This is a genomic window from Acidovorax sp. GW821-FHT11A03 (assembly GCF_058809075.1).
Genome location: NZ_JBXASG010000012.1, coordinates 1 through 23,539, shown reverse-complemented (window position 1 = coordinate 23,539; position 23,539 = coordinate 1). Strand labels below are relative to the sequence as shown.

The window sequence follows — 23,539 nt, the reverse complement described above, 5'->3', positions numbered from 1 at the left end:
CCGGCGCGGCGGGGCGGACCTTGCGCGGGAGGGCGGGCCTGGGCCGCGCCAGTTCCGCGGGCTGCGGGTGTGTCGCGCTGTTCATGGTGGATGTATCGCTGAGGTTCGGCGCAAACACGCGCTCCTGCGGCTTGGCGCCAGTATCATTGCCCCCCATGAGTTTCTTCGCCATCCTGTTCGCTTTGCTGATCGAGCAGGCCCGCCCGCTGGCACGCAGCAATCCCATCCATGCAGGTCTGCGTGCGTGGGCCTTGTCCGTCAGCCGCAATTTCGATGCGGGCAAGCCGCACCATGGCTGGGTGGCCTGGGGCCTCGCAGTCGTCGTGCCCGCGCTCCTCACGCTGGCCATCCACTGGCTGTTGCTGTGGGGCCTGGGCTGGCCCTTCGCGGTGCTCTGGAGCGTGGCGGTGCTCTACATCACCCTGGGCTTTCGGCAGTTCAGCCACCATTTCACCGGCATCCGCGATGCGCTGGAAGAGGGCGATGAAGATGGCGCCCGGGAGCGCCTGGCCCACTGGCAGCAGGTGGACGTGGGTGCGCTTCCACGCAGCGAGATCGTGCGCCACGTGATCGAGTACTCGGTGCTGGCGGCCCACCGGCATGTGTTCGGGGTGCTGGCCTGGTTCTCGGTGCTGGCCGCGCTGGGCCTGGGGCCCACGGGTGCCGTGCTGTACCGGCTGGCCGAATTCGTATCGCGCTACTGGCACTACAAGCAGCGCACGGGCGCCCAGCCCGCCAGTGCCTCGCTGCAGCAGGCTTCTGCCCAGGCGTGGACGGCCATCGACTGGCTTCCGGCCCGGCTCACCGCGCTGAGCTTTGCCGTGGTGGGCAGCTTTGAGGAAGCCATCGAGGGCTGGCGATTCCATGCGCAGCGTTTTCCCAATGACAACGACGGCGTGGTGCTGGCGGCGACCGCGGGCGCGATCAATGTGCGCCTGGGGGGCGAGGCGCTGAAGGCGCGCACCGAGCTGCATGCGCCGCAGGGCCTGGAGATCGACGCCGACATGGGCGACAGCGATTCCACGCCGGGCCGGGAGCCCGAGGTGGGCCACCTGCGCAGCGTGGTGGGGCTGGTGTGGCGCTCGGTGGTGGTGTGGATGCTGCTGCTGGCGCTGCTCACGCTGGCGCGTTTGCTGGGGTAGCTGGAAATCCCCCTAGTAGCCTTCGGCGCCTTCCCCCGGAGGGGGCGCACCCGATGGCCATGCAAAGCCAGTTCCACGGGTGCGCTGGCGTGGTACATGCCATGCGGAGGGCGGTTCGCGTCGATGCCCTCGTATCTCCGGCTCCGACCCGGCCGTCGGCGCTGCGCATACATCGATACTGATCAGCACTGATCAACACCGGTCAATACCGCGTATGGCTCAGCTCTTCGAATAAATCGCTATATATTTTGTAGCGTGTAGGGCTGATCCCGCCTGCGGAAGGGCCCAGTTTCACTGCGTCCAGCACGCCGCAGCCCGGCTCGTGCAGGTGGGTGCAGTTGTAGAACTTGCAGTGGGTCGCGTGTTGGGCGATGTCGGGCATGCAGGCGGCCAGCTGCATTGGGGCGATGTGGTGCAGCCCGAATTCCTGGAAACCCGGCGAATCGATGAGGGCCGTGGTGCGGGCCTTGTCCATCCAGTACCAGTGGGTGCTGGTGGTGGTGTGCTTGCCTGAGTTGAGGGCCTGCGAAATTTCGCCGGTCAGCACCGAGGCGCCCGGCACCAGCAGGTTGATGAGGGTGCTCTTGCCCGAGCCCGAGGGCCCCAGCACCAGCGTGGTCTTGCCCTGCAGGTGCTCCATCAGCAGCGCGCGGTCCACATCGCTCGATAGCGCCAGGGACAGCGGCAGCACGCCGTAGTGCTTGCCAGAGCCCATGTGGCGGTAGGGGAGCAGGCGCTCCCAGGCCCGGGCGAAGGGCTCCACCAGGTCGCTCTTGTTGAGCGCGATGAGGGGCGTGATGCCTTCGGCCTCGGCGGCGATCAGCGCGCGGGAGAGCTGGCTTTCCGAGAACACGGGTTCCGCCGCGATGAGGATCAGCACCTGGTCGAGGTTGGCCGCAAACGATTTGGTGCGGATCTCGTCCTGGCGGTAAAAGAGGTTGCGTCGCTCCTGGACCTTTTCGATGGTGCCCTCTTCGCCCTGGCCGGGCGGGGGCGCCTGCCATAGCACATGGTCACCCACCACGGCCTGGCTCTTCTTGCCGCGTGGATGGCAGATGCGGCGTTCGCCGTCGGGCGTCTCCACCATGCAGTGGCGCCCATGGCTGGCCACCACGGTGCCTTCCATGAGCGCGCTGCGTTCAGCCATGGGATGTTGTGTTGGTGGTGGTGCGCGGCGTCATGGGGTCACGCCACCAGGGCATCGAACTGGGTCGCGCATTCGAAATCGGTGGACGAGATGCCATGCACGTCGTGCGTGTTCAGCCGCACCACGCAGCGGTTGTAGTGCACCGACAGGTCGGGGTGGTGGTCCTGCGCGTTGGCGATGAAGGCCAGTGCATTCACGAACGAGATGGTTTCGTAGTAGTTCGCGAACCGGTAGGTCTTCTCGATGGCCACGTCGGCGCCATCTCCGGTCAGGCTCCAGCCTTCGAGTTTGGCCAGGTTTGCTACAACTTCAGTAGCTGTCAGCGCACGGCGGGTCTGCGTGGACCAGTCTTTTTTCTTCAGCATAGTCGTCATGGGTGGGCGGGGGGGTGCATGCGCGCCAGCCGCTCGGTGGCGGGTGGGTGCGAGTAGTAGAACTTCACGTACACCGGGTCGGGGGTGAGCGTGGAGGCATTGTCTTCGTAGAGCTTGAGCAGGGCCGAGGAGAGGTCGGCGCCACTGGCCTGGGCAACGGCATAGGCATCGGCCTGGAACTCGTGGCGGCGCGATTGCCGGGAGAACACGGGCGAGATGAAGAACGTGAACACCGGCACCGCCAGCATGAACAGCAGCAACGCCAGCGCGTCGTTCGGCGCGGCGGCCATTGCCGGGTCGAAGGAGATGTTGGGGCGCACTCCCAGGCCTGTGTAGAACCATACCTGGGTGGAGAGCCAGCCGAGCAACGCGAATCCGGCCAGGCTCAGCGCGAACATGGTCACGATGCGCTGGATGATGTGGCGATGCCGGAAGTGCCCGAGCTCATGGGCCAGCACCGCCTCCACCTCGCCCGGCGACAGCTGGCGCAGCAGCGTGTCGTAGAACACCACGCGCTTGGCGGCGCCAAAGCCCGTGAAGTAGGCGTTGGCATGGGCGCTGCGGCGGCTGCCGTCCATCACGAACAGCCCCTTGGCCGAGAAGCCGCAGCGCTGCATGAGGGCCGTCACGCGGGTCTTGAGGGATTCGTCCTCGAGCGGCTGGAATTTGTTGAACAGCGGTGCGATGAAGGTGGGGTAGACCACCATCAGCAGCAGGTTGAACCCCATCCAGAAGCACCAGGCCCACAGCCACCACAGCGGGCCGGCAGCGCCCATGATCCACAGGATCAGCGCGGCGATCGGAAGGCCGATGGCCGCGCCGACCAGCAAGCCCTTGGCGGCATCCGCAAGCCACAGGCGCCAGGTCATCTTGTTGAAACCGAAGCGCTCCTCCACCACGAAGGTCTGGTACAGCGACAGGGGCAGGTCGATCAGCCCGCTGATCGCCGCAAACGCCGCCAGCAGCGCCAACTGCTGCCACATGCCGCCTCCGAGTGCGTCCAGCAGGAGCTGATTCAGGGCGTCCAGGCCGCCCAGCAGCGTCCATCCCAGCAGCACGGCAGCGCCCAGCGCCATCTCCAGCAGGCCCAGGCGCCCCTTGGCGATGGTGTAGTCTGCGGCCTTCTGGTGGGCTGCCAGCGCAATGCGCTCGGCAAACGGCGCCGGCACCGCGCCACGGTGGCGGGCCACGTGCCGCATCTGGCGCGTGGCCAGCCAGAGCTTGAGGGCCAGGCCCAGCAGGAGTGCCGCCGCGAAGGCGAACGTCAGCACCGAGGAAGGGGAGAGGGCGTCGGAGGAGGTGGGCATGGTGGTGGGGGGAGTTTAATGGGGAAGCCCCTGGGACTGTGGTGCAAGGGCTGCGGGCCATCGGCGACAATGCGCGCCATGCCAGAAGCCAACCATCCCACCCCCCAGGCGCTTGCCAAGTCCGACCAGAACCTCGTCTGGCTCGACTGCGAAATGACCGGCCTGGAGCCCGATACCGACCGTCTGCTCGAAATCGCCGTCATCGTGACCGGCCCCAGCCTGGAGCCGCGCATCGAAGGCCCGGTGTTTGCGATCCACCAGCCTGACGAACTCCTCAACAAGATGGATGCCTGGAACAAGGGCACCCATGGCCGCAGCGGCCTGATCGACAAGGTCAAGGCCTCCACCGTGACCGAAGCGCAGGCCGAGCAGCAGATCATTGCCTTTCTGAGCCAGTATGTTCCCAAGGGCACGGCACCCATGTGCGGCAACAGCATCGGGCAGGACCGGCGCTTTCTGGTGCGCTACATGCCCAAGCTGGAGCGGTTCTTTCACTACCGCAATGTGGACGTGAGCACCCTCAAGGAGCTGGCCAAGCGCTGGAAACCCGAGGCCTACACGAGCTTCAAGAAGGCCCAGAAGCACACGGCCCTGGCCGACGTGCATGAGTCCATCGACGAGTTGGCGCACTACCGCAGGCATCTGCTGTCGGTGTGATCCGTTGCGCGCGGCCGGGCCGGGCTGCACCTGTGCGAGACCGGCTTGTGATCCCTTCGAGACCGTGGTCGCGCTGAGGCATGAAGCGTGCTGCAAGGTGAAGGGGCTTGCGGGGAAACCCCTATTCATGCCATAATCAGCGGCTGCGCAGGAAACGGTTCCTCGCAGATTGTGCATCTCCCCTCACACACCGGGCTTGCCAGCCGACTGCTTCGTGCAGTGCAGGACTAGCGAACAACGCCCACCAGCATCCGCCCAGAGCAATGCAGGTTTCGTTTGATGGTTGATGTTTTTTAACCATTGACGAAGCCACTCGCAGGCTGCGCCTGCGATCGTCTTCGTGAGAGAAAAATCATGACCGACACCTCTTTGGTGCAGGGCGAATTCGCGCCTGCAGAAACTTCCTTTGCTGCCGACCTTTCCGTGCAGCCTTCCCCTCTGGACGCCGTGGTGGCCGCCGCTGAAGGCGATGCCGCCGTCACCGCCGAACCCAATGGCTTCGTCGAACTGGGCCTGGCGCCCGAACTGGTGCAAGCCGTGGCTGACCTGGGCTACACCCAGCCCACCAGCGTGCAGCTCAAGGCCATTCCCCTGGCCATGGGCGGTGGCAACGACTCCACCAAGTTCATCGACCTGATGGTCTCGAGCCAGACCGGCTCCGGCAAGACCGCCGCCTTCCTGCTGCCCGTGCTGCACACGCTGATCAACCAGCAAGCCGCCGCCGAAGCCGAGGAACGCGCCGCTTTCGAGCGCGCCGTGGCCGAAGCCGCTGCGCGTGGCGAACCCGCTCCCAAGCGTGCCAAGCGCAAGGACCCCACCAGCTCGCGCAACTTCAAGGCCGCCACCCCGGGCGCCCTGATCCTGTGCCCCACGCGTGAACTGGCCCAGCAGGTGGCGCACGACGCCATCGACCTGGTCAAGCACTGCCGTGGCCTGCGCGTGGCCAACGTGGTGGGCGGCATGCCCTACCAGTTGCAGATCGCCAAGCTGCAGAACGCCGACCTCGTGGTCGCCACCCCCGGCCGCCTGCTGGACCTGCAGCGCTCGATGCAGATCAAGCTCGACAAGGTGCAGTTCCTGGTCGTCGACGAAGCCGACCGCATGCTGGACCTGGGCTTCTCGGACGACCTGGCCGAACTGAACCAGCTGACCGCCCAGCGCAAGCAGACCATGATGTTCAGCGCCACGTTCGCGCCGCGCATCCAGCAACTGGCGATGCGCGTGATGCACGACGGCGGTTCGTCGGTGCAGAAGGTGACCATCGATTCTCCGCAAGAAAAGCACGCCAACATCAAGCAGATGCTGTACTGGGCCGACAACGCCCAGCACAAGCGCAAGCTGCTGGACCACTGGCTGCGCGACACCACGATCAATCAGGCCATCGTTTTCGCCAGCACCCAGGTGGAGTGCGATGGTTTGGCCAACGACCTGCAGCAGGAAGGCTTCTCGGCCGTGGCGCTGCACGGCGCGCTGAGCCAGGGCCTGCGCAACCGCCGCTTGATGGCGTTGCGTGCCGGCCAGGTGCAGATCCTGGTGGCCACCGATGTGGCTGCGCGCGGCATCGACGTGCCCACGATCACCCACGTGTTCAACTTTGGCCTGCCCATGAAGGCCGAGGACTACACCCACCGCATCGGCCGCACCGGCCGTGCGGGCCGCGATGGCCTGGCCATCACGTTTGCCGAGTTCCGCGACCGCCGCAAGATCTACGACATTGAGTCGTACAGCCGCCAGCAGTTCAAGGCCGATGTGATTCCCGGCATGGAGCCTTCGCAACGTGCTCCCCAGGCACCGCGCGGTGGTGACTTTGGTGGCCGTGGCCGCCCCGGTGGCGGTTACGACCGCGACAGCCGTGACCGCAAGTTCGGCGGCCCCGCACGCGGCAACAACGACCGCGGCGGATTTGGTGGTGGCTTTGGCGGCGGATTCGCCGGCCGCGACAGCCAGCGTGCAGCCCCTGCCCGTGGCGGCGAGGGTGGTGGTTTTGGTGCCCGTGATGACCGGGGCTTCGCTCCCCGCCGCGACGGTGACGGCTATGGCCGCAAGCCCGGTTTCGGTGATGCAGGCCGGGGTGGTTTTGCCCCCCGGGGCGACGCTGGCGCGCCCCGTGGCGACTTCGCACCCCGCAAGCCCGGCTTCGCCAAGCCCGCAGGCGGTGGCGGCGGCAAGCCCTTCGTGGCCCATGATGCGCGCAAGCGCCCTGCGCGCCCCGCGCGCTGATTCGGCCGCCCCGTCGTCTCGACGCGAGCCCTGAAAGGCTGGCACCGCAAGGTGTCAGCCTTTTTTTGTTGCCGCCACCTGCCGGGCGCGAGAATATAGAGAGCGGCTCGACAATAATCCCTCCGGGAGGAATCTGCAGTGTCGTCTTCGTTATCGTCGGGTGCGGACTTTGAGCACATGTTCGAGCTGGCCCCTGTGTCCCTCTGGCTGGAGGACTACAGCGCACTCAAGCAGATTCTGGACGGCTGGCGCGCCACCGGAGTCACGGATATCCGTGCCCACCTCGCGCAAGACCCGGCACGGGTGCGGCAATGCAGTGCCGCGCTCCAGGTTCTGAAGGTGAACCGCCGCACGCTGGAGCTGTTCGCTGCCCCGAGCCAGCAGGTGCTCGAGGCGAATCTGGACAAGGTCTTCAGGGATGACATGCACGATGCGGTCTCCCATGAGCTGGCGGCGCTTTGGTCGGGGCAGCTGGAGTTTTCGAACCAGACCGTGAACTACGCGCTCGACGGCCGGCGGCTCGATGTGCAGATCCGCGCGCGCATCCTGCCAGGGTATGAGGACGACTGGAGCCGCGTCCTGCTCTCGCTGGAAGACATCACGGCCCAGATGCGGGGCGCGCGCCAGCTGCGGCGCAGCGAACAATATGCCCGGGATCTGTTCGAGCATTCGCCCGTCTCCCTGTGGGTGGAGGATTTCAGCGCCGTGAAGAACCTGCTCGATGGCGTGCGCGCGCAAGGCATCGACGACTTCAAAACCTTCATCACGGTGCATCCCGAGTTCGTCACGCGCTGCATGCAGGAGATCCGGGTGGTGGATGTCAACCAGCAGACCTTGCGCATGTTCGGAGCATCCAGCAAGGAGATGCTGCTCAACAACATCGGCCGGGTGTTCCGGGGGGAAATGCACGAGTCTTTCGCCGACCAGTTGCTGGATCTGTGGGAGGGCAAGACCTTTCAGCAGCGCGAAGTCGTCAACTACGCCCTGTCGGGCGACGCGGTGCACATCCACATGCAGTTCTCGGTGCTGGCGGACCATTTGGCGGAATGGGGGCTGGTGCTGCTCTCGCTGGTGGACATCACCGCGCGCAAGAAGGCCGAGGCTTACCTGGAGTACCTGGGCAAACATGACGTGCTGACCCAGCTTCGCAACCGGGCCTTCTATGCCGAGGAGCTCAACCGGGTCACGCGCAAGGGGCCCTGGCCCTTGTCCATCATTGCGATCGATCTGAACGGGCTCAAGGCCGTGAACGATGAGCAAGGCCATGCCGCGGGCGATTCGATGCTGCGAAGGGTGGGTGAAGTGCTGGCCAAGGCGGTGGATCCGCCGGCATGCGCCGCGCGCATTGGCGGCGACGAGTTCACCGTGTTGCTGCCGGGCATGGATGAGCGCAGTGCCTTTGCGTTGCAGGACCGCATCCTCTCGATGCTGGACCTGAACAACCAGTTCTATCCGGGGCAGCCGATCAGCCTGGCCATGGGGGTCGCGTCGTGTCGATCCGGCGATCAGGTGGAGGCGACGATCAACCGCGCCGACCAGGCCATGTATGCCGAAAAGAACCGCTACTACCAGGACAATGGCCTGGACAGGCGGCACGCCAGCTAGCCGCACCGCGCAAACGCCCGCCCATGGCTGGATTCAGCCCGTGTGCACCGCGTAGCCGTACAGCCGCTCGGGAGGCACTCTGGCCAGCAGGCTGCGATCCGTGGCCGGGCCCGTGATGGCGTAGGCGGCCTGTGACGTGTCGCGCTGCAGGGTGCTGGTCACGCTCTTGCCTTGGGAGTCCGTCACGGCGGCCACAAGCGGGGTGCGTGCTTCGGCCCCCCGCCGCATCACGACCCCCATTTCTCCGGACGCGAGTTTCACGAAGTCGCCAGGTGGATAGATGCCCAGCACCTTGATGGTCGCCGTGGAGAAGGGGCCCCCCTTGTCATCCCTGAACATCAGCCGGGCGGCATCCTGGATGGAGAGCGGCTGGCGTAGCTGCCGGGGGCTGATGCGTGCCATGAACAGGTCCGCCATGCGCAATACCTGCGCAGCGTCGCTCACCGATGAGATGCCGTGTGGATAGCCGCTGCCATCCGGCTGCTCGTGGTGTTGCATCACCGCGGCGATCCATTCGGCGTCGGTAACGCCGGCTTTCTCCAGCAGCGCGGCACTCAGGGCAGGGTGTGCGCGGATCTGGGTGCGTTGCCGGTCCAGGGCCGGATAGTCCTGCGCGGCCATCTGGCCCTGCAGCTCGGCGATGCTGGCGTTCATCGTCAGCGCCGCCAGTGCGATCTGCCGGATGCGCACGGCGGCCCAGCCGAGCTGCCGCGCCATCAATATGCCCAGCAGCGCTGTGTAGACCGCATGGCTGTATCCGTAGCGCAGATGCTTTGCATGGTCCTGCCGCACGGCCATGAACAGGCCGATGTCGGGGTCCGCGTCGGCAAGCTCCAGTATCTCGTCCGCCAGCGCTTGGATCGCATCCAGGCTGTCGGAGGTTTCACCCAGGTGCGGCAGCGCGGATTCCAGTGCGTCAATGGCCAGCGCCCAGCGGGTATAGATGCTTTCCGGTGGTTTTGCCGCAGGGGCCGCCAGCGCCTGCACCGCCTTGAATTCTTCGATATCGACAAACATGCCGCGCTCGAGCAGTGCTTCCAGCTGGCTGTCGTTGCGGATCACGTGCCCACGGGCGAGCAGCAGGGTGCAGTCCTGGTTGCGCACATTCCAAGGCAGCGGCACGCCCACCCGTACCTTGGATTCAACCAGTTTCAGCAGCTGCATGGTCGTCCTCCAGTGCCTGAGCCTCCTCGTCCGCTGCGCGAGCACACGGGTTCTGTCGAGAATGAAATTTCGCCCCATTGTTGCAGCATGCGTGGGGTTCCACAAACAGGCGGGTCAGCCTGGCGTGGCGGTCCGTCCAATATCGGGCCAGCGATGGTGCAGGTAGATCCATGCGGCCATGCCCACGCACATCATCAACAGCGAGGCCAGTGCCAGCAAGACGGTGGAATGCATCACCAGCGGCACCACGACCCCTGCCACCAGGCCATTGGCGGTGGAGCCTACAAACGCCTGCATGGACGAGGCCATGCCGCGGCGCTCGGGGTGAAGGTCCAGCACCAGCAAGGTGACCACGGGCACCATCAGGGCCCAGCCAAACGCGAAGACCGCGATCGGCGCGAGTGCCCACGCCGCATGCACCGGGAACAGCAGATTGGCCCCCAGGTTGAGGATGGCCACGGTGAACATGATCACGAAGCCATGGCGTATCTGCCGCTTCGGCGCGATCTTGCCGGCCAGACGGCCGCTGAGCCAAGCGCCGCCCATGATGCCGGAGATGGTGAGGACGAAGAACCAGAAGAACTGCGTGGGCGCCAGCGCCAGGTGCTCGCCCAGGAAGGCCGGCGCCGCCAGCACATACAGGAACATGCCGTTGAAGGGCACGCCGCTGGCCAGCGCCAGCAGCACGAAGCGTGGGCTGGACCCCAGCTGCCAGTAGCCGCGCATCAGGTGGGGCACGTTGAAGGGCTGGCGCAGCTCGGGCTGCAGGGTTTCGGGCAGCAGGCGGAAGTTGGCGATCCACAGGACCACGCCGACCAGCGTCAGGAACCAGAAGATGCTGTGCCAGCCCGTGTGCACGAACAGCCAGCCGCCCACGATGGGGGCGATGGCCGGGGCCACGCCAAAGTAGATCGTCACCTGGCTCATCACCTGCTGCGCGCGTGCCGGGGGGAACATGTCGCGGATGACCGCGCGCGACACCACGATGCCGGCGCCCGTCGATAGCCCTTGCAGCGCCCTGAATGCAATGAGCTGGCCGATGCTTTGCGACAGCGCGCAGCCCGCGGAGGCCAGCGTGAACATCGCGATGCCGCACAGCACCACGGGGCGCCGGCCAAAGCTGTCCGCCAGTGCGCCATGGAAGAGGTTCATGAACGCAAAACCGAAGAGATAGGCCGACAGGGTCTGCTGCATCTCCACGGGGGTGGCGCCCAGTGCCTGCGCAATGCCGGTGAACGCGGGGATGTAGGTGTCGATGGAGAAAGGCCCCAGCATGCCCAGCACGGCGAGGAGGACGGCCAGGGCCCATTGGGGAGCGCGCCAGAGCGTGTGGGCGTTAGGGTTCATGGATGAATTTCGAAGGGCGGTGGAAGGGGGCGTCGTGGGATGGAGGGCGGTGGGGCTGCCGCGGGATCGTCAGGGCCTGGGCCGCCTGGGCAGGAGCTGGCCCCCGGGCGAAAACCGGTACCAGCCCTCCATCCACCCCAGCCCGAAGAGTGAGAGGGTCTGCTCATAGTAGGCCGTGGTGCGCACGGGGCTTGCTGCCAGGCGGTTGCGTTGCGCTTGCAGCGCGGCGCTGTCTCCTTGCGCCTGCAGGAAGGGCAGCATCGCGGCAGAGAAGCCCGACGGGCCTGCCCCGGAGGCTTGTCCACTCCGTACATCGATGGATTCGGGGGGGTGCCCCTGTTCCCGCACGTAGCGGGCCATGGGGGCCAGTGCCGACAGCAGCGCCTTGCGGCCGCTGGCGGCCGGGTGCAGCATGCCGGCCCACAGGTAGACGCGGATCGCGTTGTAGGTGCCCTGGCCTTTTTCCTTGCCCTTTTCGTCGATGAGAAAGCCCTGCCGCGCGTCGTAAATGGCCCAGTCCGGGGCATAGCCTTGGGGGGATGCGCCCACGATGACCTTCTCGGAGCTTCGTACCAACTGCTTCCAGGCGGTCTGCGGGTACAGCGCGCCGAGCCGTTGCATTGCCTGCAAAGGCAGGTAGCTGGGGTTGAGCTTCCATCGGTCGCCGGCTTCCACAAAGCCGCGTGGCGCGGGCAGCAGGCACAGGCCCAGGCCTGGCAGGTCGGCGGTTTCTTCGGCAATGATGCGTGCGGCCAGCCGGGCTCCCAGTGCGTGGTAGCGCGGCACTTGCCACAAGCGGGCCGCCTCACCCAAGGCATAGGCAATCCAGAGGTCCGCGTCCGATGCGGCGTTGCTGTCGAGGATGCCCCAGGTACCGTCAGGCCGGCGGCCCCATAGCCACGCGGGCAAGCGGGCGCCGAGGTCGCCGCCGCTCAGGTTGTTTTCAGTCCAGCGCAGGAGGACATCGAACCCCTTGCGGTCATTGGCCACCAGGGCAAAGAAAAGCCCGTATGCCTGGCCTTCGGAGTAGGTCCGTCCGCCTTCGCCATCGTCGGAGATCACACGGCCTTCGTCGCTGACGAATTGCGCCTTGAAGCGGTCCCATGCGGGCCACTGGCCGCCGCTGGCCAGGCCCGCGGAGGGACGTGCCTGTCCGTTGGCGCCCAGGAACGCCGTGGGTGAGAGGAAACCCAGCCCCGTGAGCAGGGCCGTCCGCCGTAAGAGCAATGCAGCAGTCATGTCGGGAGAGTTTTCGTTTCGCATACTGTGGTGGAGCGCCTTCTTCTTCTTTCCGCCGTCCTGTCAATGCAGCGCATTGGAGGCACCCGGGGAAAGCACGGGCTGCCACGGGCCTGGACAGCGTGGCGGGCGCAAGGGTTGCCTATACTAGCCAAGGAAATCCCGGGCGGGTTCTGGCGGCATTGTTTGCATGCAGGTGCCGTGCCCTTTGGGTGCAAGGCCTGAAGTGCTACAAAATGCAGAGTGCCCTGACCCCAGAAATATAGCCACAAGGCCTTTTCGTGGCCAATTCGCTCAAAGTCGTGGATCAAAATGGAACAACATCTATTGGGCCGGGTTGAAGATATCCCGGGAGTCCAGGTCAGGCGACTGCATCCCAGAAAAGACGAGCGCGGAACGCTGACGGAAGTCTTCCGCAACGAGTGGCACCCGGGCAGCCTGCCGTTGCAATGGAACCATGTCAAATCCCGGCCCAACGTCTTGCGAGGGGTTCATGTGCACGTGCGGCACACCGACCATTTGCTGGTGCTGACGGGCACCATGCTGCTCGGCCTGATCGACCTGCGCGAGGGCACCGACCATTTCCGGCAGAGCACGGTGATCGAGCTGACCGGTGCCGAACCCACCATGGTCAGCATTCCGACGGGGGTCGCGCACGGCTTTTACTTTCCGGAAGCTGCGGACATGCTGTACAGCGTCACCCACTACTGGGATCCCGTGACGGATGAGCTTGGCTGCCGCTGGGATGACCCTGGCCTGGGGCTGGACTGGCCGGTCAGTGCCCCGGTACTGTCCCCAAGGGATCAGGCCGCAACGTCCCTCGACGGATTGCTGGAGGAGCTGCGCGGCAGCAAGGACAAATCATGGTGAGGATAGGACTTCTGGGGTGCGGCCGCTGGGGGCGATTGATTCTGCGTGATCTCAAGCAACTGGGGGCCTACGTGGCGGTGCTGGCGGTGGGAGAGGCCAGCCGGGCCCGTGCATGCGAAGGCAATGCCGACGTGGTGGCATCCTCCCTGGAAGATCTCCCTGAGGTCGACGGGTATGTGGTGGCCGTGCCCACCGCCCAGCACGCCGCCTTCCTTCGCCAACTGGTGCCCTCCGGCAAGCCGGTGTTCTGCGAAAAACCGTTCACGTCCAGCGCTGCGGAGGCAAAGGCCATCGCCCAGCTGGCGGGTGACCGGATCTTCATCATGGACAAATGGCGCTATCACGGGGGCGTGCTCGCACTGGCCGCGCTGGCGCAGTCCGGAGAACTGGGCCCGGTGCTGGGACTGAAGACCACCCGCCTCGGATGGGGCAATCCCCATGCAGATGTGAGCGCGGACTGGATTTTGCTTCCACATGATCTCAGTATCGCCATCGAAATCCTGGGCGACTTGCCCGAGCCCACCGCGGCCTGGGCGGAAACCAGCGCAGAGGGCCTGGTCGCGCTCTCGGGCGTGCTGGGTCTGAAGGATCGCAGTCACCCGTGGATGCAGTTTGAAATCGGCGTGCGCTCTCCTTCCCACCGGCGGACCATCGAACTGCGCTGTCGTGACGGCATTGCATCGCTCAGCGACGCCTACGACGCCCATGTCGCCGTGCAGCGCACTTCGAGTTGCCTCTTCGACGGACCCGTGCCCGGCACCGAGCTGCGTCCCGTGGACACCGCCATGCCCCTTTTGCGGGAACTGACGGCGTTCCTGGACTATCTTTGCCATCGTGGTCCACCCCCCAAGAGCAGCGCGGCGGAGGGCTTGATGGTGGTGGAGCGCATCGCGTCGCTGCGGGCGCTGGCAGGACTGCCCGAATGAGCGACCCGCTATTCACGGTCGTGATTCCAACCCACGACCACGCGGACACGCTGTGGCATTCGGTCGCCAGTGTGCAGTGGCAGACCTGCCAGAGCTTTGAAGTGTTCATTGTGGGCGACGGTGCGCCTGAGCGCACCCGCTCCATTGCCCAGTCCTTGGCGGAGCGCGATCCCCGGATCCGCTACTTTGACAACCCCAAGGGGGCGCGGCACGGCGAAGCGCACAGGCACCGGGCCTTGCAGGAGGCGCGAGGCCGTTTTGTCGCCTACCAATCCGATGACGACCTGTGGCTTCCAGACCATCTTGACATCCTGGCGGCGGCGCTTGAAGACCATGACCTGGTCCACACCATGCAGATCGACGTATCGCCGGCAGGCGAGACCGCGACATGGCCTTTTGATGCCTTCCAGGATGGCCAGCAGATTGAGCGCATGCGAGCCTCCGCCGGTGGCTTTGGCTTGGCGTCCGCAGCGCATACCCGCCGCGCCTACCATGCGCTGCCTGTCGGCTGGACCCCTGCGCCCCTCAGCATTAGTACTGATCTTCACTTCTGGCTGCAAATGCTGGGTCAGCCGGGTTTGCGCTATTCCTCGGTGAAATGGCCCACCAGCCTCCATTTTTCATCGGTGACCCGCCGCAGCTTGTCCCCTGCCGACCGGGCGGCTGAACTGGAGCAATGGTGGGAACGCCTTCAAGACCCTGAAGCCCGGCTGAGCTTGCTGAAAAACGTGTTGTTCAGGGTCAACGCCCATTGCTACGCTCAGTCTCAGTCTCAGTCTCAGTCTCAGCCTGAGATCGAGATGATCAAGAGCAGTCTATCCTGGCGGATCACGGCGCCTTTGCGTGCGCTGGGTCATCGACTGGGGATGAAGCCGTGACCGGGAGCTTCGAGCGGCTTTGAACGGATGCCGATAGGCGCCTGCCCTGGTGGGAGAGGTTGTGGGCCTGCATGGGCTTGATGGCCCGCGTACACGATGAGGCAACACGTCGCTCAGCGTGCGCTGGTGCCGTGAGAAAGCTCTGGGGTGCCAGCTTGGCGTTGATACCCAATCGCCTCAATCATGCGGAGCCTCTGTGGCTCGCAAACAAGAGCCGAACGTGGCCCAACACCCCCCGCATCCAGATGTTGCAAACCCGGCAGTTGCCGGGCCGCGCATTGCTGATGACCCCGCACTCGCGGGTGCAAGTGGATGACCCGCAAGGGGACCCTGGCTGATGGCTGCTTCAACACGGGAGACGAGGGCGTATCCGTGCCATGCTGCAATGGGGGGGATGGGCGGCTGCGCGAGAGCACGGCAGCCGCTTTTATTAGGGCGCGCACGTATGATCGACGGCACTACTTCGGGGGAGAACAGAGACATGCAAACCAACGTCCGAAATTGGCTCGCAGCCATCTTGGTTCTTTGCGCCACAGGCTGGGCCAATGCTCAAGCCATGGTCTATACCGCCATATCCACCGGCCCCTACCCGACGAAAGTGGACTTCACCGCACCTTGCGGCGCTGGCCCGTGCCAAAACTACGTGCTGTCGGCACCGCCATCCGGTTCGTTCAGAACAGCCAGCCCGTTGCCTGGCAGCTTGATCAACACGGACATAACTCCGTTGGTCACCTCGTTCAACTTTAGCGATGGGATCAACGCATATTCAAACATCGACCCGTCGGCACGCATCGTCCAGATACTGGCGACAACGGACCCCAGTGGCGCCATCGTAGGGGCCTCGTTTTTTGTCCAGCGCTGGTTGACCGGGTCCGCACCCCATATCGTCAATGACCGTTTCTCCGGCATGTTGGTGTTTGGGGTAGCCGCATCGGCTCTGCACAATGTGCCCTGTATCACCACGGGTGTCGCACCCAGTGGTGCGGCGGACACATGCATTGGCGGACTCACGGATGCTTCGTCTTCCACCGCCGGCCCTGTCACATTGGCCTGGTCAGCTGCAGCGGCCCCTGCGGCAATTCCCTCCCTGTCTGAATGGGGCTTGGCAATCATGGCGGGCCTGATGGCGCTAGCCAGCTTCGCGGCCCTACGCCGCAAGAGCCTCTAACGACCTGACTCGCAAAAGCCGCAGCCAAGCCAAAAAACGCTGCGGGGTTTTTGCTTGTGGTGCGGCGTGGCGGCATCTGCCGTTTTCGGATGCGGAGATGTTCCACGCCGTCTTGGGTGCGTTTTCGATGCCCTGGCCCGGAGCTGCCGACGTGTTGGCGTGCAATGCAACCGAACCGCAGCAGGCGCGGCGTGCAGCGTTGAACACTTGGACAAGGGGCCTGCAATGCGCCTCATCGAATCACAACGAGCCAATGAAAAAAGCCGCTGCTACCATTTCGATAGCTGCGGCTTTTTTAGCCTTGCGGCTTAGTTTGGTGGGTCCTGAGTGACTCGAACACTCGACCTACGGATTAAGAGTCCGCTGCTCTACCAACTGAGCTAAGAACCCAAACTTGTTAATCTGTCTGCATTGCTGCAGAGCCTCGAATTATGCACCAATTTTCTGCGAGTTGGCAAGCGCCGCAAAAAATTATTGCATCGCATTGCGGCTTGCGAGTTCCACAAAAAGGCCGCTGTGGTCCAGTTCACCCAGGCCATGCTCGACGCCTTCGGCATAGAGGGTCTCGAAGAGGGCCGTGATGGGGGCATCGAAGCCGATCTCGCCGGCGGTGGCCAGGGCGTTGCGCATGTCCTTGAGCTGCACCGCCATGCGGCCGCGCGGGGCAAAGTCGCGCTCCACCATGCGCTGGCCGTGCAGTTGCAGGATGCGGCTGTCGGCGAAGCCTCCCTGGATGGCCTCGCGCACCTTGGCCATGTCGGCCCCGCCCTTGGCGGCGAACAGCAGAGCCTCCGCCACCGCGCCAATGGTGATGCCCACGATCATCTGGTTGGCCAGCTTGGTGAGCTGGCCAGCGCCATGCGGTCCGACGTGGGTGGCGCGGCCGCAGGCGGCGAAGAGGGGCTGGGCCCGCGCAAAATCCTCGGGGCGACCGCCGACCAGGATGGCGAGCGTGCCGTTTTCCGCACCCACGGTTCCGCCGGACACCGGCGCATCCAGGTGGGACAGCCCCATTTCGCCCAGGCGAGCGGCATGGTCCCGGGCCTCGCGGGGCTGGATGGAGGCCATGTCGATGAACAGCGCGCCCTTGCGCATGGCCTTGGCCGCGCCGGCCTCGAAAAGCACCTGGCCGACCACGGGGCCGTTTTCAAGCAGGCTGACCACCACGTCGGCGTTCTGGACGGCATCGGCGGCCAGGGAATGCACGGTGATGCCGGATGCAGCCAGGGGCTCCGCCTTGGCGCGGGTGCGGTTCCATGCGTGCACCTGATGTCCAGCGTCCTTCAGGCGCCGCGCGATGGGCAGGCCCATCATTCCGATGCCGAGGACTGCAATGCGAAGCGGTGTGGTGGTCATGGCGTCATTCACCCAGGAAGGTTGTCTCTCTGTGCATCATGTGCCTTTTTGGTGCGTCACCCTGTCACGGAGCTTGCAGCATGGTCGGATTGGAATGATGATGCCGCACCGCCACAGGAGACTTCATCCATGAGCCTGCCCCTGCACGACCCCGCCTGGCTCGAGCGCATGTACAACAACCGCGCGCTGGTGCCCGACCACATGGCCTATCTGCAGCGCTGGGCCGACGATTCCGCCCGGGTACGGGCGAGCCACCCGTGCGTGCTGGACGTGGCGTACGGTACCGGGACGGGAGAGGCGCTGGATATTTTCCCGTCCGCACGTGCCTCGGATGACGGTGTTCCCGTGCTGGTGTTCGTGCACGGCGGGTACTGGCGCTCGCTGGACAAGTCCGACCATTCGTTCATTGCCCCGTCCTTCACGCAGGCCGGTTTCTGTGTGGTGGTGGTGAACTACGCGCTGTGCCCGGGCACGCCGGAGGCGCCGGTCACCATTCCCCATATCGTGCGGCAGATGGAGAAGGCACTGGAATGGGTGTGGCGCCACATCGCCAGCCACGGCGGGGACCCCCGGCGCATCACGGTGGCCGGGCACTCGGCGGGAGGGCAGCTGGCCGCCATGCTGCTTACCAGCGTGTGGCCCCTGGTCGGCCAGGGGCTGCCCGATGGGCTGGTGCGCAATGCGCTGTCGATTTCCGGGATCCACGATCTGGAACCCATCATGCACACCCCCATGTACCAGTCGGTGCTGAACCTGACGGAGCAGCAGGTCCTTCAGTGCAGCCCCGCGCGGCTTCTGGAGCCGCCGGCGGGCACGCTCTACTGCGTGGTGGGGGCCGATGAAAGTACGGAGTTCCTGCGGCAGAACCAGCTCATGCAGGACGCCTGGGGCAGCCATTTCGTCCCCCGCAGCCAGGCACTGCCGGGCCTGCACCATTTCAGCATCGTGGATTGCCTGGCCAGGCCGGGGCATGACCTGCACCACATGGCGCAAAACCTGCTGCGCGCCTGAAGTGGGGGCAACCCCTTGCGGCGCTGCCCGTGTTTCCCGCCCCTCGGGCTTCGCGCTGGGGTGGCGCCCGCTGGCCTGGGCTGCGCCATCTGCATGTGCCGTGGCGGCGCAAGGGGCCGGCGCTGCCGTGCCGGCCGCCCGTGCTACATCAGCAGGTGCTCGCCTGCGTTGTCGCCGCCCAGGATCACGTAGTTCACCTTGCGGATGTCCATCAGCTTCTTGCCGCCCGCGTAGCTGATGGAGCTTTGCACGTCCTGCTCCATTTCGATCAGGGTGCTGGCCAGCTTTCCCTTGACGGGCTCCAGGATGCGCTTGCCTTCGACGTGCTTGTACTCGCCCTTGTTGAAGTCGCTCGCGGAACCGTAGTATTCCTTGTACAGCGCGCCGTCGACCTCGACGGTCTGGCCCGGCGATTCCTCATGCCCCGCAAACAGCGAGCCGATCATCACCATGCTGGCGCCAAAGCGGATGCTCTTGGCGATGTCTCCGTGGCTGCGGATGCCCCCGTCGGCGATGATGGGCTTGGTGGCCACGCGCGCGCACCACTTGAGCGCCGAGAGCTGCCAGCCGCCCGTGCCAAAACCCGTCTTGAGCTTGGTGATGCACACCTTGCCCGGGCCCACGCCGACCTTGGTGGCATCGGCCCCCCAGTTTTCCAGGTCGATCACCGCTTCGGGCGTGGCCACGTTGCCGGCGATCACGAAGGCCTTGGGCAGGTGCTGCTTGAGGTAGCCGATCATGTTCCGCACGCTGTCGGCATGGCCGTGCGCGATGTCGATGGTGATGTATTCGGGGGTGAGCCCCAGTGCCACCAGCTGGTCCACGGTGTCGTAGTCGGGCTGCTTCACGCCCAGCGAGATCGAGGCGTAGCAGCCCTGGGCGTGCATGTCCTTGACGAACTGGACATTGTCCAGATCGAAGCGGTGCATGACATAGAAGTAGCCGTTCTGTGCCATCCAGGTGCAGATCTTTTCATCCACCACCGTCTTCATGTTGGAGGGCACCACTGGCAGCCGGAACGAGCGTCCGCCCAGTTCCACGCTGGCGTCGCATTCCGAGCGGCTGTCCACCCGGCACTTGCGCGGCAGCAAGAGAACGTTGTCGTAGTCGAAGATTTCCATGAGATTCCAAGCTCCATAAAGGGACGCAGCCAAACAATTTCAGCGGCGGTGGGCGCTTGGCTTGGGACCGGCTTTGTGGGCGGGGCCGTTCAGGCCGCTCCGAACCCCGCGGTGCGCGGGCACAAAAAAACCGGACGCCAAGAAACTTGGGCCCGGTGATTGATTCTACCCGCCTGTCCGTCCCACCCTATAACGATGGTGGTATTACCGGTATCACCGGCAGGTGGATTGCGCCGCGGCGATGACCGTCCCCCGGGCATCCTGCACCCAGCCCACCATGCGCAGCCGCTCGGCCTGCGCCCCTTCGGGGATGCGCATGGACCGTGTTTCCATCCATTTCGATGGCCCCAATCCCGACCCCGGCCGCTGGCCGGGCTTGCCCCATGCGCCGTGGAGCATGTTCCTGACGATATTCCGGGGCACGGCCGTGCCATCGGTTCCCGCTGGCACGGCCTCCACGAGCAGCAGGTAGAACTCCAGGGGGCCAGGCGCGGCGGTCCGGCCCGGGGTGAACGCGATCGCCGTGCCCAGGTAGTCGTTGAACGGCATGCCGTGGGCCACCCGCAGTCCGGCAGGCCGGGCTGCCTGTACCGCAGCGGTGTGCACGTCGGTGGCCCGGGGCGGCTTGCGGCCCAGCGCCTCCAGTCGGACCAGGGCGTCGCGGGCGGCAGCGGCGGCCAGCGGTGCATCCTCGCCCGCCGCGCCGGGCACGATCCAGTCCAGCACCGCCGTGCCGGCGCCGGCGGTCGGCGCGGGGGTCGCGCGGTCCGTCCAGCAGGCCTCGCAGTCCGCGCTGAGGAAGCGCTCGAAGAGGGCGGTGGGCCGTGGGGTGCCGTCGCTGCTGCAGCTGGCCTGGGCCCAGGTGGCCGCGGGTGCATGGGCGAGTACAAGGGCCACGAGGCTGGCCAGGGTGCGGGCAGTGTTTTTCATAAAAGAATGGGAGAGCGGCGGGGCGCTTTCTACAATGGCTGGATGTTCCCACAAGACCCGTTCCCGGGGGGGCCAGATGTGCTGGCGCCCACCTCCCTTGATGCGCCCTCGGCTGCGTCGCCCCTCCTGGCCCATCTGAACCCCGAGCAGCTCGCCGCCGTCACCCTGCCGGCGGGGCATGCGCTCATCCTGGCGGGCGCTGGCTCGGGCAAGACGCGGGTGCTCACCACGCGCATCGCCTGGCTGCTGCAAAACGGCTACGCCACGCCCGGCGGCATCCTGGCCGTCACCTTCACCAACAAGGCCGCCAAGGAAATGGTGGCGCGCCTGTCGGCCATGCTGCCGGTGAACGTGCGCGGCATGTGGATCGGCACCTTCCACGGCCTGTGCAACCGGCTGCTGCGGGCGCACCACAAGGCGGCCGGCCTGCCGCAGTCGTTCCAGATCCTGGACACGCAGGACCAGCTTTCGGCCATCAAGCGCCTGTGCAAGCAGCACAACGTGGACGACGAGCGCTTTCCGCCCAAGCAGCTGTCGTACTTCATCGCCGGCTGCAAGGAAGAGGGCATGCGCCCCGGCGACGTGCCCACGCACGACAGCGATGCCCGCAAAAAGGTCGAGATTTACCAACTGTACGAAGAACAATGCCAGCGCGAAGGCGTGGTGGACTTTGGCGAGCTGATGCTGCGCAGCTACGAGCTGCTGCGCGACAACGACCCGATCCGCGAGCACTACCAGCGCCGCTTCGCGCACATCCTGGTGGACGAATTCCAGGACACCAACAAGCTGCAGTACGCCTGGCTCAAGCAGCTGGCGGGCAACGACACTGGCGGGCGCTTCGAGGCGCGCGGCAGCGTGATCGCCGTGGGCGACGACGACCAGAGCATCTACGCCTTTCGCGGGGCGCGGGTGGGCAACATGGCCGACTTCGTGCGCGAGTTCGATGTCCAGCAGCAGATCAAGCTCGAACAGAACTACCGCAGCTACAGCAACATCCTCGACTCGGCCAATACGCTCATCAGCCACAACAGCCGGCGCCTGGGCAAGAACCTGCGCACCACGCAGGGGCCCGGCGAGCCCGTGCGCGTGTACGAGGCCAGCACCGACCTGGCCGAGGCGCAGTGGATGGTCGACGAGATCAAGCAGCTGGTGCGCAGCGACGGCTTCGAGCGCAAGGAGATCGCCGTGCTCTACCGCAGCAATGCGCAAAGCCGGGTGATCGAATCGGCGCTGTTCAACGCCAGCGTGCCCTACCGCGTGTACGGCGGCCTGCGCTTCTTCGAGCGCGCCGAAATCAAGCACGCGCTGGCCTACCTGCGCCTCTTGGAGAACCCGCACGACGACACGAGCTTCCTGCGCGTGGTCAACTTTCCGCCGCGCGGCATCGGGGCGCGCAGCATCGAGGTGCTGCAGGACGCGGCGCGCGCCGCCGGCTGCTCGCTGCACGACGGCGTGAGCGCCGTGCCCGGCAAGGCGGGCGCCAACCTCGGCGCCTTCGTCGCCATGGTGGACGTGCTGCGCGAGCAGACGCAGGGCCTGAACCTGCGCGGCATCATCGAGCAGGTGCTCGAATCCTCGGGGCTGGTGGAGCACTACCGCACCGAGAAGGAAGGCGCCGACCGCATCGAGAACCTGGAAGAACTGGTCAACGCGGCCGAGAGCTTCGTCACGCAGGAGGGGTTTGGCCGCGATGCCGTGGCCCTGCCGCTGGACGAGCATGGCACGCCGCTCACGCAGAGCACGGTCAGCCAGGGGCTGGATCCCGATGCCCCGGTCGTCGACGAACCGCTCAAGCCCGTGCCGGGCATCGTGGACGCGGACACCGGCGAAACCCTCTCGCCCCTGGCCGCCTTCCTCACGCACGCCGCGCTGGAAGCGGGCGACAACCAGGCCCAGGCCGGGCAGGACGCGGTACAGCTGATGACCGTGCACGCCAGCAAGGGCCTGGAGTTCGACGGCGTGTTCATCGGCGGCATGGAAGAGGGCCTGTTCCCGCACGAAAACTCCGCCAGCGAGCGCGACGGGCTGGAGGAAGAGCGCCGCCTGATGTACGTGGCCATCACCCGCGCGAGGAAGCGCCTGTACCTGAGCCATTCGCAGACGCGCATGCTGCACGGCCAGACGCGCTACAACATCAAGAGCCGCTTCTTTGACGAACTGCCCGAGGGCGCGCTCAAGTGGATCACGCCCAAGCAGCAGGGGTTTGGCTCATTTGCTCCTAATTCAGGAGCTTCTGGCGCTTATGGGTCAAGCGCTAGAGGCTCATTTGGCTTCAAGTCCGAGACCTTCGCCAGCCCGCCGGTGCCCGTGCAGAAGACCGCGCCCGCCCACGGCTTGCGGGTGGGCATCGCGGTGTTCCACACCAAGTTCGGCGAAGGCAAGGTGCTGGCCATCGAAGGCACGGGCGACGACGCGCGCGCGCAGGTCAATTTTCCGCGCCATGGCACCAAGTGGCTGGCGCTGTCGGTGGCCAAGCTCACGGTGGTGGACTGATTGAAATCATCGCCCGCCGCTCCCGCGCTGGTGGTGCTCGGCGGGCTGCCGGGCGTGGGCAAGAGCACGATCGCCCGCGCGCTGCTGGGGCAGTGGCCGGCGGTGTACCTGCGCATCGACACCATCGAGCAGGCGCTGCGGGATTGCGGCGCGCTGGGGGGCAGTGGCGTGGGGGCCGCGGGCTATGTGGTGGCATATGCCCTGGCGCGTACCCATCTTTCGCAAGGACTGTCCGTTCTGGCGGACTGCGTGAACCCCTGGGCCGAGACGCGCGCGTCCTGGCACCGGGTGGCCCTGGACGCGCAGGCGCCGATGCTGGCCGTGGAGGTGGTCTGCGGCGATCCCGCCGAGCACCGCCGGCGGGTCGAGCAGCGGGTGAGCGACGTACCCGGTCTCGTGCCGCCCTTCTGGGAGGCCGTGTGCCGGCACGACTACGTGCCCTGGGCGGCGGACAACAACCAGCTGGTGGTCGACACCGCCCACCGCAGCCCGGGCGAAGCGGCTAGGTGTGATGTCTCAATAGGTTGTTCATCCGTCTCGGATTTGGGAAGCTGGTTACCAGGCCAAGCAACTCAAGTCAGGAG

General features: G+C 65.7%; 20 protein-coding genes and 1 tRNA gene. 11 read left to right on the top strand and 10 right to left on the bottom strand.

Features of this window, described 5'->3' with window-relative positions; translation table 11 throughout:
• Positions 1-155 precede the first annotated feature (155 nt).
• A complete protein-coding gene (locus AC1RVY_RS25175; protein ID WP_218295712.1) occupies positions 156-1,142 on the top strand; it encodes a CobD/CbiB family protein in 987 nt (328 codons plus the stop codon).
• 202 nt (positions 1,143-1,344) lie between these two features.
• Here the strand turns inward: AC1RVY_RS25175 and rsgA are convergent, their stop codons facing one another.
• Genes rsgA through AC1RVY_RS25160 form a run of 3 tightly spaced genes read right to left on the bottom strand, consistent with a single transcriptional unit; the run spans position 1,345 to position 3,970 of the window.
• The gene (rsgA, locus tag AC1RVY_RS25170; RefSeq protein WP_218295711.1) at positions 1,345-2,289 is read right to left on the bottom strand and encodes a ribosome small subunit-dependent GTPase A; all 945 of its coding nucleotides are present in this window, start codon (positions 2,287-2,289) and stop codon (positions 1,345-1,347) included.
• A 38-nt stretch (positions 2,290-2,327) separates the two neighbouring features.
• A complete protein-coding gene (locus AC1RVY_RS25165; protein ID WP_218295710.1) occupies positions 2,328-2,663 on the bottom strand; it encodes a 4a-hydroxytetrahydrobiopterin dehydratase in 336 nt (111 codons plus the stop codon).
• On the bottom strand, positions 2,660-3,970 hold the full coding sequence (locus AC1RVY_RS25160) for a M48 family metallopeptidase (RefSeq protein WP_492808830.1): 1,311 nt from the start codon (positions 3,968-3,970) through the stop codon (positions 2,660-2,662). Before AC1RVY_RS25160 ends, AC1RVY_RS25165 begins: the two co-directional genes overlap by 4 nt.
• A gap of 78 nt (positions 3,971-4,048) precedes the next feature.
• Here AC1RVY_RS25160 and orn point away from each other — a divergent pair, with 78 nt between their 5' ends.
• The 3 genes from orn to AC1RVY_RS25145 all read left to right on the top strand — a co-directional run bounded on the left by orn (position 4,049) and on the right by AC1RVY_RS25145 (position 8,452).
• Positions 4,049-4,627 carry an oligoribonuclease gene (gene orn, locus AC1RVY_RS25155; protein WP_492245883.1) on the top strand — a complete coding sequence of 193 codons (579 nt, stop codon included), beginning with the start codon at positions 4,049-4,051 and terminating at the stop codon, positions 4,625-4,627.
• A gap of 354 nt (positions 4,628-4,981) precedes the next feature.
• Entirely contained in the window at positions 4,982-6,847 is a 1,866-nt protein-coding gene (locus AC1RVY_RS25150) for a DEAD/DEAH box helicase (RefSeq protein WP_218295707.1), read from the top strand.
• A 177-nt stretch (positions 6,848-7,024) separates the two neighbouring features.
• A complete protein-coding gene (locus AC1RVY_RS25145) occupies positions 7,025-8,452 on the top strand; it encodes a sensor domain-containing diguanylate cyclase (RefSeq protein ID WP_492255411.1) in 1,428 nt (475 codons plus the stop codon).
• A gap of 33 nt (positions 8,453-8,485) precedes the next feature.
• On the opposite strand, the gene AC1RVY_RS25140 is transcribed toward AC1RVY_RS25145, so the two are convergent.
• The 3 genes from AC1RVY_RS25140 to bcsZ form a co-directional block, all read right to left on the bottom strand.
• A complete protein-coding gene (locus tag AC1RVY_RS25140) occupies positions 8,486-9,616 on the bottom strand; it encodes an HD-GYP domain-containing protein (protein ID WP_492808827.1) in 1,131 nt (376 codons plus the stop codon).
• 114 nt (positions 9,617-9,730) lie between these two features.
• Positions 9,731-10,963 (bottom strand): multidrug effflux MFS transporter, encoded by a 1,233-nt coding sequence (locus tag AC1RVY_RS25135; protein WP_218295705.1) that lies wholly within the window; start codon positions 10,961-10,963, stop codon positions 9,731-9,733.
• 69 nt (positions 10,964-11,032) lie between these two features.
• The gene (bcsZ, locus tag AC1RVY_RS25130) at positions 11,033-12,202 is read right to left on the bottom strand and encodes a cellulose synthase complex periplasmic endoglucanase BcsZ (protein WP_492808825.1); all 1,170 of its coding nucleotides are present in this window, start codon (positions 12,200-12,202) and stop codon (positions 11,033-11,035) included.
• A 312-nt stretch (positions 12,203-12,514) separates the two neighbouring features.
• Between bcsZ and AC1RVY_RS25125 the strand changes: the two genes are divergently transcribed.
• The 4 genes from AC1RVY_RS25125 (at position 12,515) to AC1RVY_RS25110 (ending at position 16,044) form a co-directional block, all read left to right on the top strand.
• Positions 12,515-13,072 carry a dTDP-4-dehydrorhamnose 3,5-epimerase family protein gene (locus tag AC1RVY_RS25125; protein WP_218295703.1) on the top strand — a complete coding sequence of 186 codons (558 nt, stop codon included), beginning with the start codon at positions 12,515-12,517 and terminating at the stop codon, positions 13,070-13,072.
• Positions 13,073-13,107: 35 nt separating this feature from the next.
• Positions 13,108-13,998, top strand: a complete 891-nt coding sequence (locus AC1RVY_RS25120) for a Gfo/Idh/MocA family protein (protein ID WP_492808823.1) — start codon at positions 13,108-13,110, stop codon at positions 13,996-13,998.
• Positions 13,995-14,876 carry a glycosyltransferase family 2 protein gene (locus tag AC1RVY_RS25115; RefSeq protein WP_492808821.1) on the top strand — a complete coding sequence of 294 codons (882 nt, stop codon included), beginning with the start codon at positions 13,995-13,997 and terminating at the stop codon, positions 14,874-14,876. The genes AC1RVY_RS25120 and AC1RVY_RS25115 overlap by 4 nt, the downstream gene beginning before the upstream one ends.
• Before the next feature lie 481 nt (positions 14,877-15,357).
• Positions 15,358-16,044, top strand: a complete 687-nt coding sequence (locus AC1RVY_RS25110; protein WP_492808819.1) for an IPTL-CTERM sorting domain-containing protein — start codon at positions 15,358-15,360, stop codon at positions 16,042-16,044.
• 314 nt (positions 16,045-16,358) lie between these two features.
• Here the strand turns inward: AC1RVY_RS25110 and AC1RVY_RS25105 are convergent.
• A tRNA-Lys gene (locus tag AC1RVY_RS25105) sits at positions 16,359-16,434 on the bottom strand.
• A gap of 81 nt (positions 16,435-16,515) precedes the next feature.
• Positions 16,516-17,400 (bottom strand): NAD(P)-dependent oxidoreductase, encoded by an 885-nt coding sequence (locus AC1RVY_RS25100; RefSeq protein ID WP_369643069.1) that lies wholly within the window; start codon positions 17,398-17,400, stop codon positions 16,516-16,518.
• 129 nt (positions 17,401-17,529) lie between these two features.
• Here AC1RVY_RS25100 and AC1RVY_RS25095 point away from each other — a divergent pair, with 129 nt between their 5' ends.
• A complete protein-coding gene (locus AC1RVY_RS25095) occupies positions 17,530-18,411 on the top strand; it encodes an alpha/beta hydrolase (protein ID WP_492253690.1) in 882 nt (293 codons plus the stop codon).
• A 143-nt stretch (positions 18,412-18,554) separates the two neighbouring features.
• Here AC1RVY_RS25095 and AC1RVY_RS25090 read toward each other — a convergent pair whose 3' ends face one another.
• Positions 18,555-19,532, bottom strand: a complete 978-nt coding sequence (locus tag AC1RVY_RS25090; RefSeq protein ID WP_218340031.1) for a GMP reductase — start codon at positions 19,530-19,532, stop codon at positions 18,555-18,557.
• A gap of 213 nt (positions 19,533-19,745) precedes the next feature.
• Positions 19,746-20,462: a hypothetical protein gene (locus AC1RVY_RS25085; protein ID WP_218340032.1), complete on the bottom strand. Its 717-nt coding sequence runs from the start codon at positions 20,460-20,462 to the stop codon at positions 19,746-19,748.
• Positions 20,463-20,504: 42 nt separating this feature from the next.
• Here AC1RVY_RS25085 and AC1RVY_RS25080 point away from each other — a divergent pair, with 42 nt between their 5' ends.
• A complete protein-coding gene (locus AC1RVY_RS25080) occupies positions 20,505-22,955 on the top strand; it encodes a UvrD-helicase domain-containing protein (RefSeq protein WP_492808816.1) in 2,451 nt (816 codons plus the stop codon).
• Positions 22,956-23,539, top strand: a 584-nt coding sequence (locus AC1RVY_RS25075) for a P-loop nucleotide/nucleoside kinase family protein (protein ID WP_492808814.1), incomplete at its 3' end; no start/stop codon positions are given.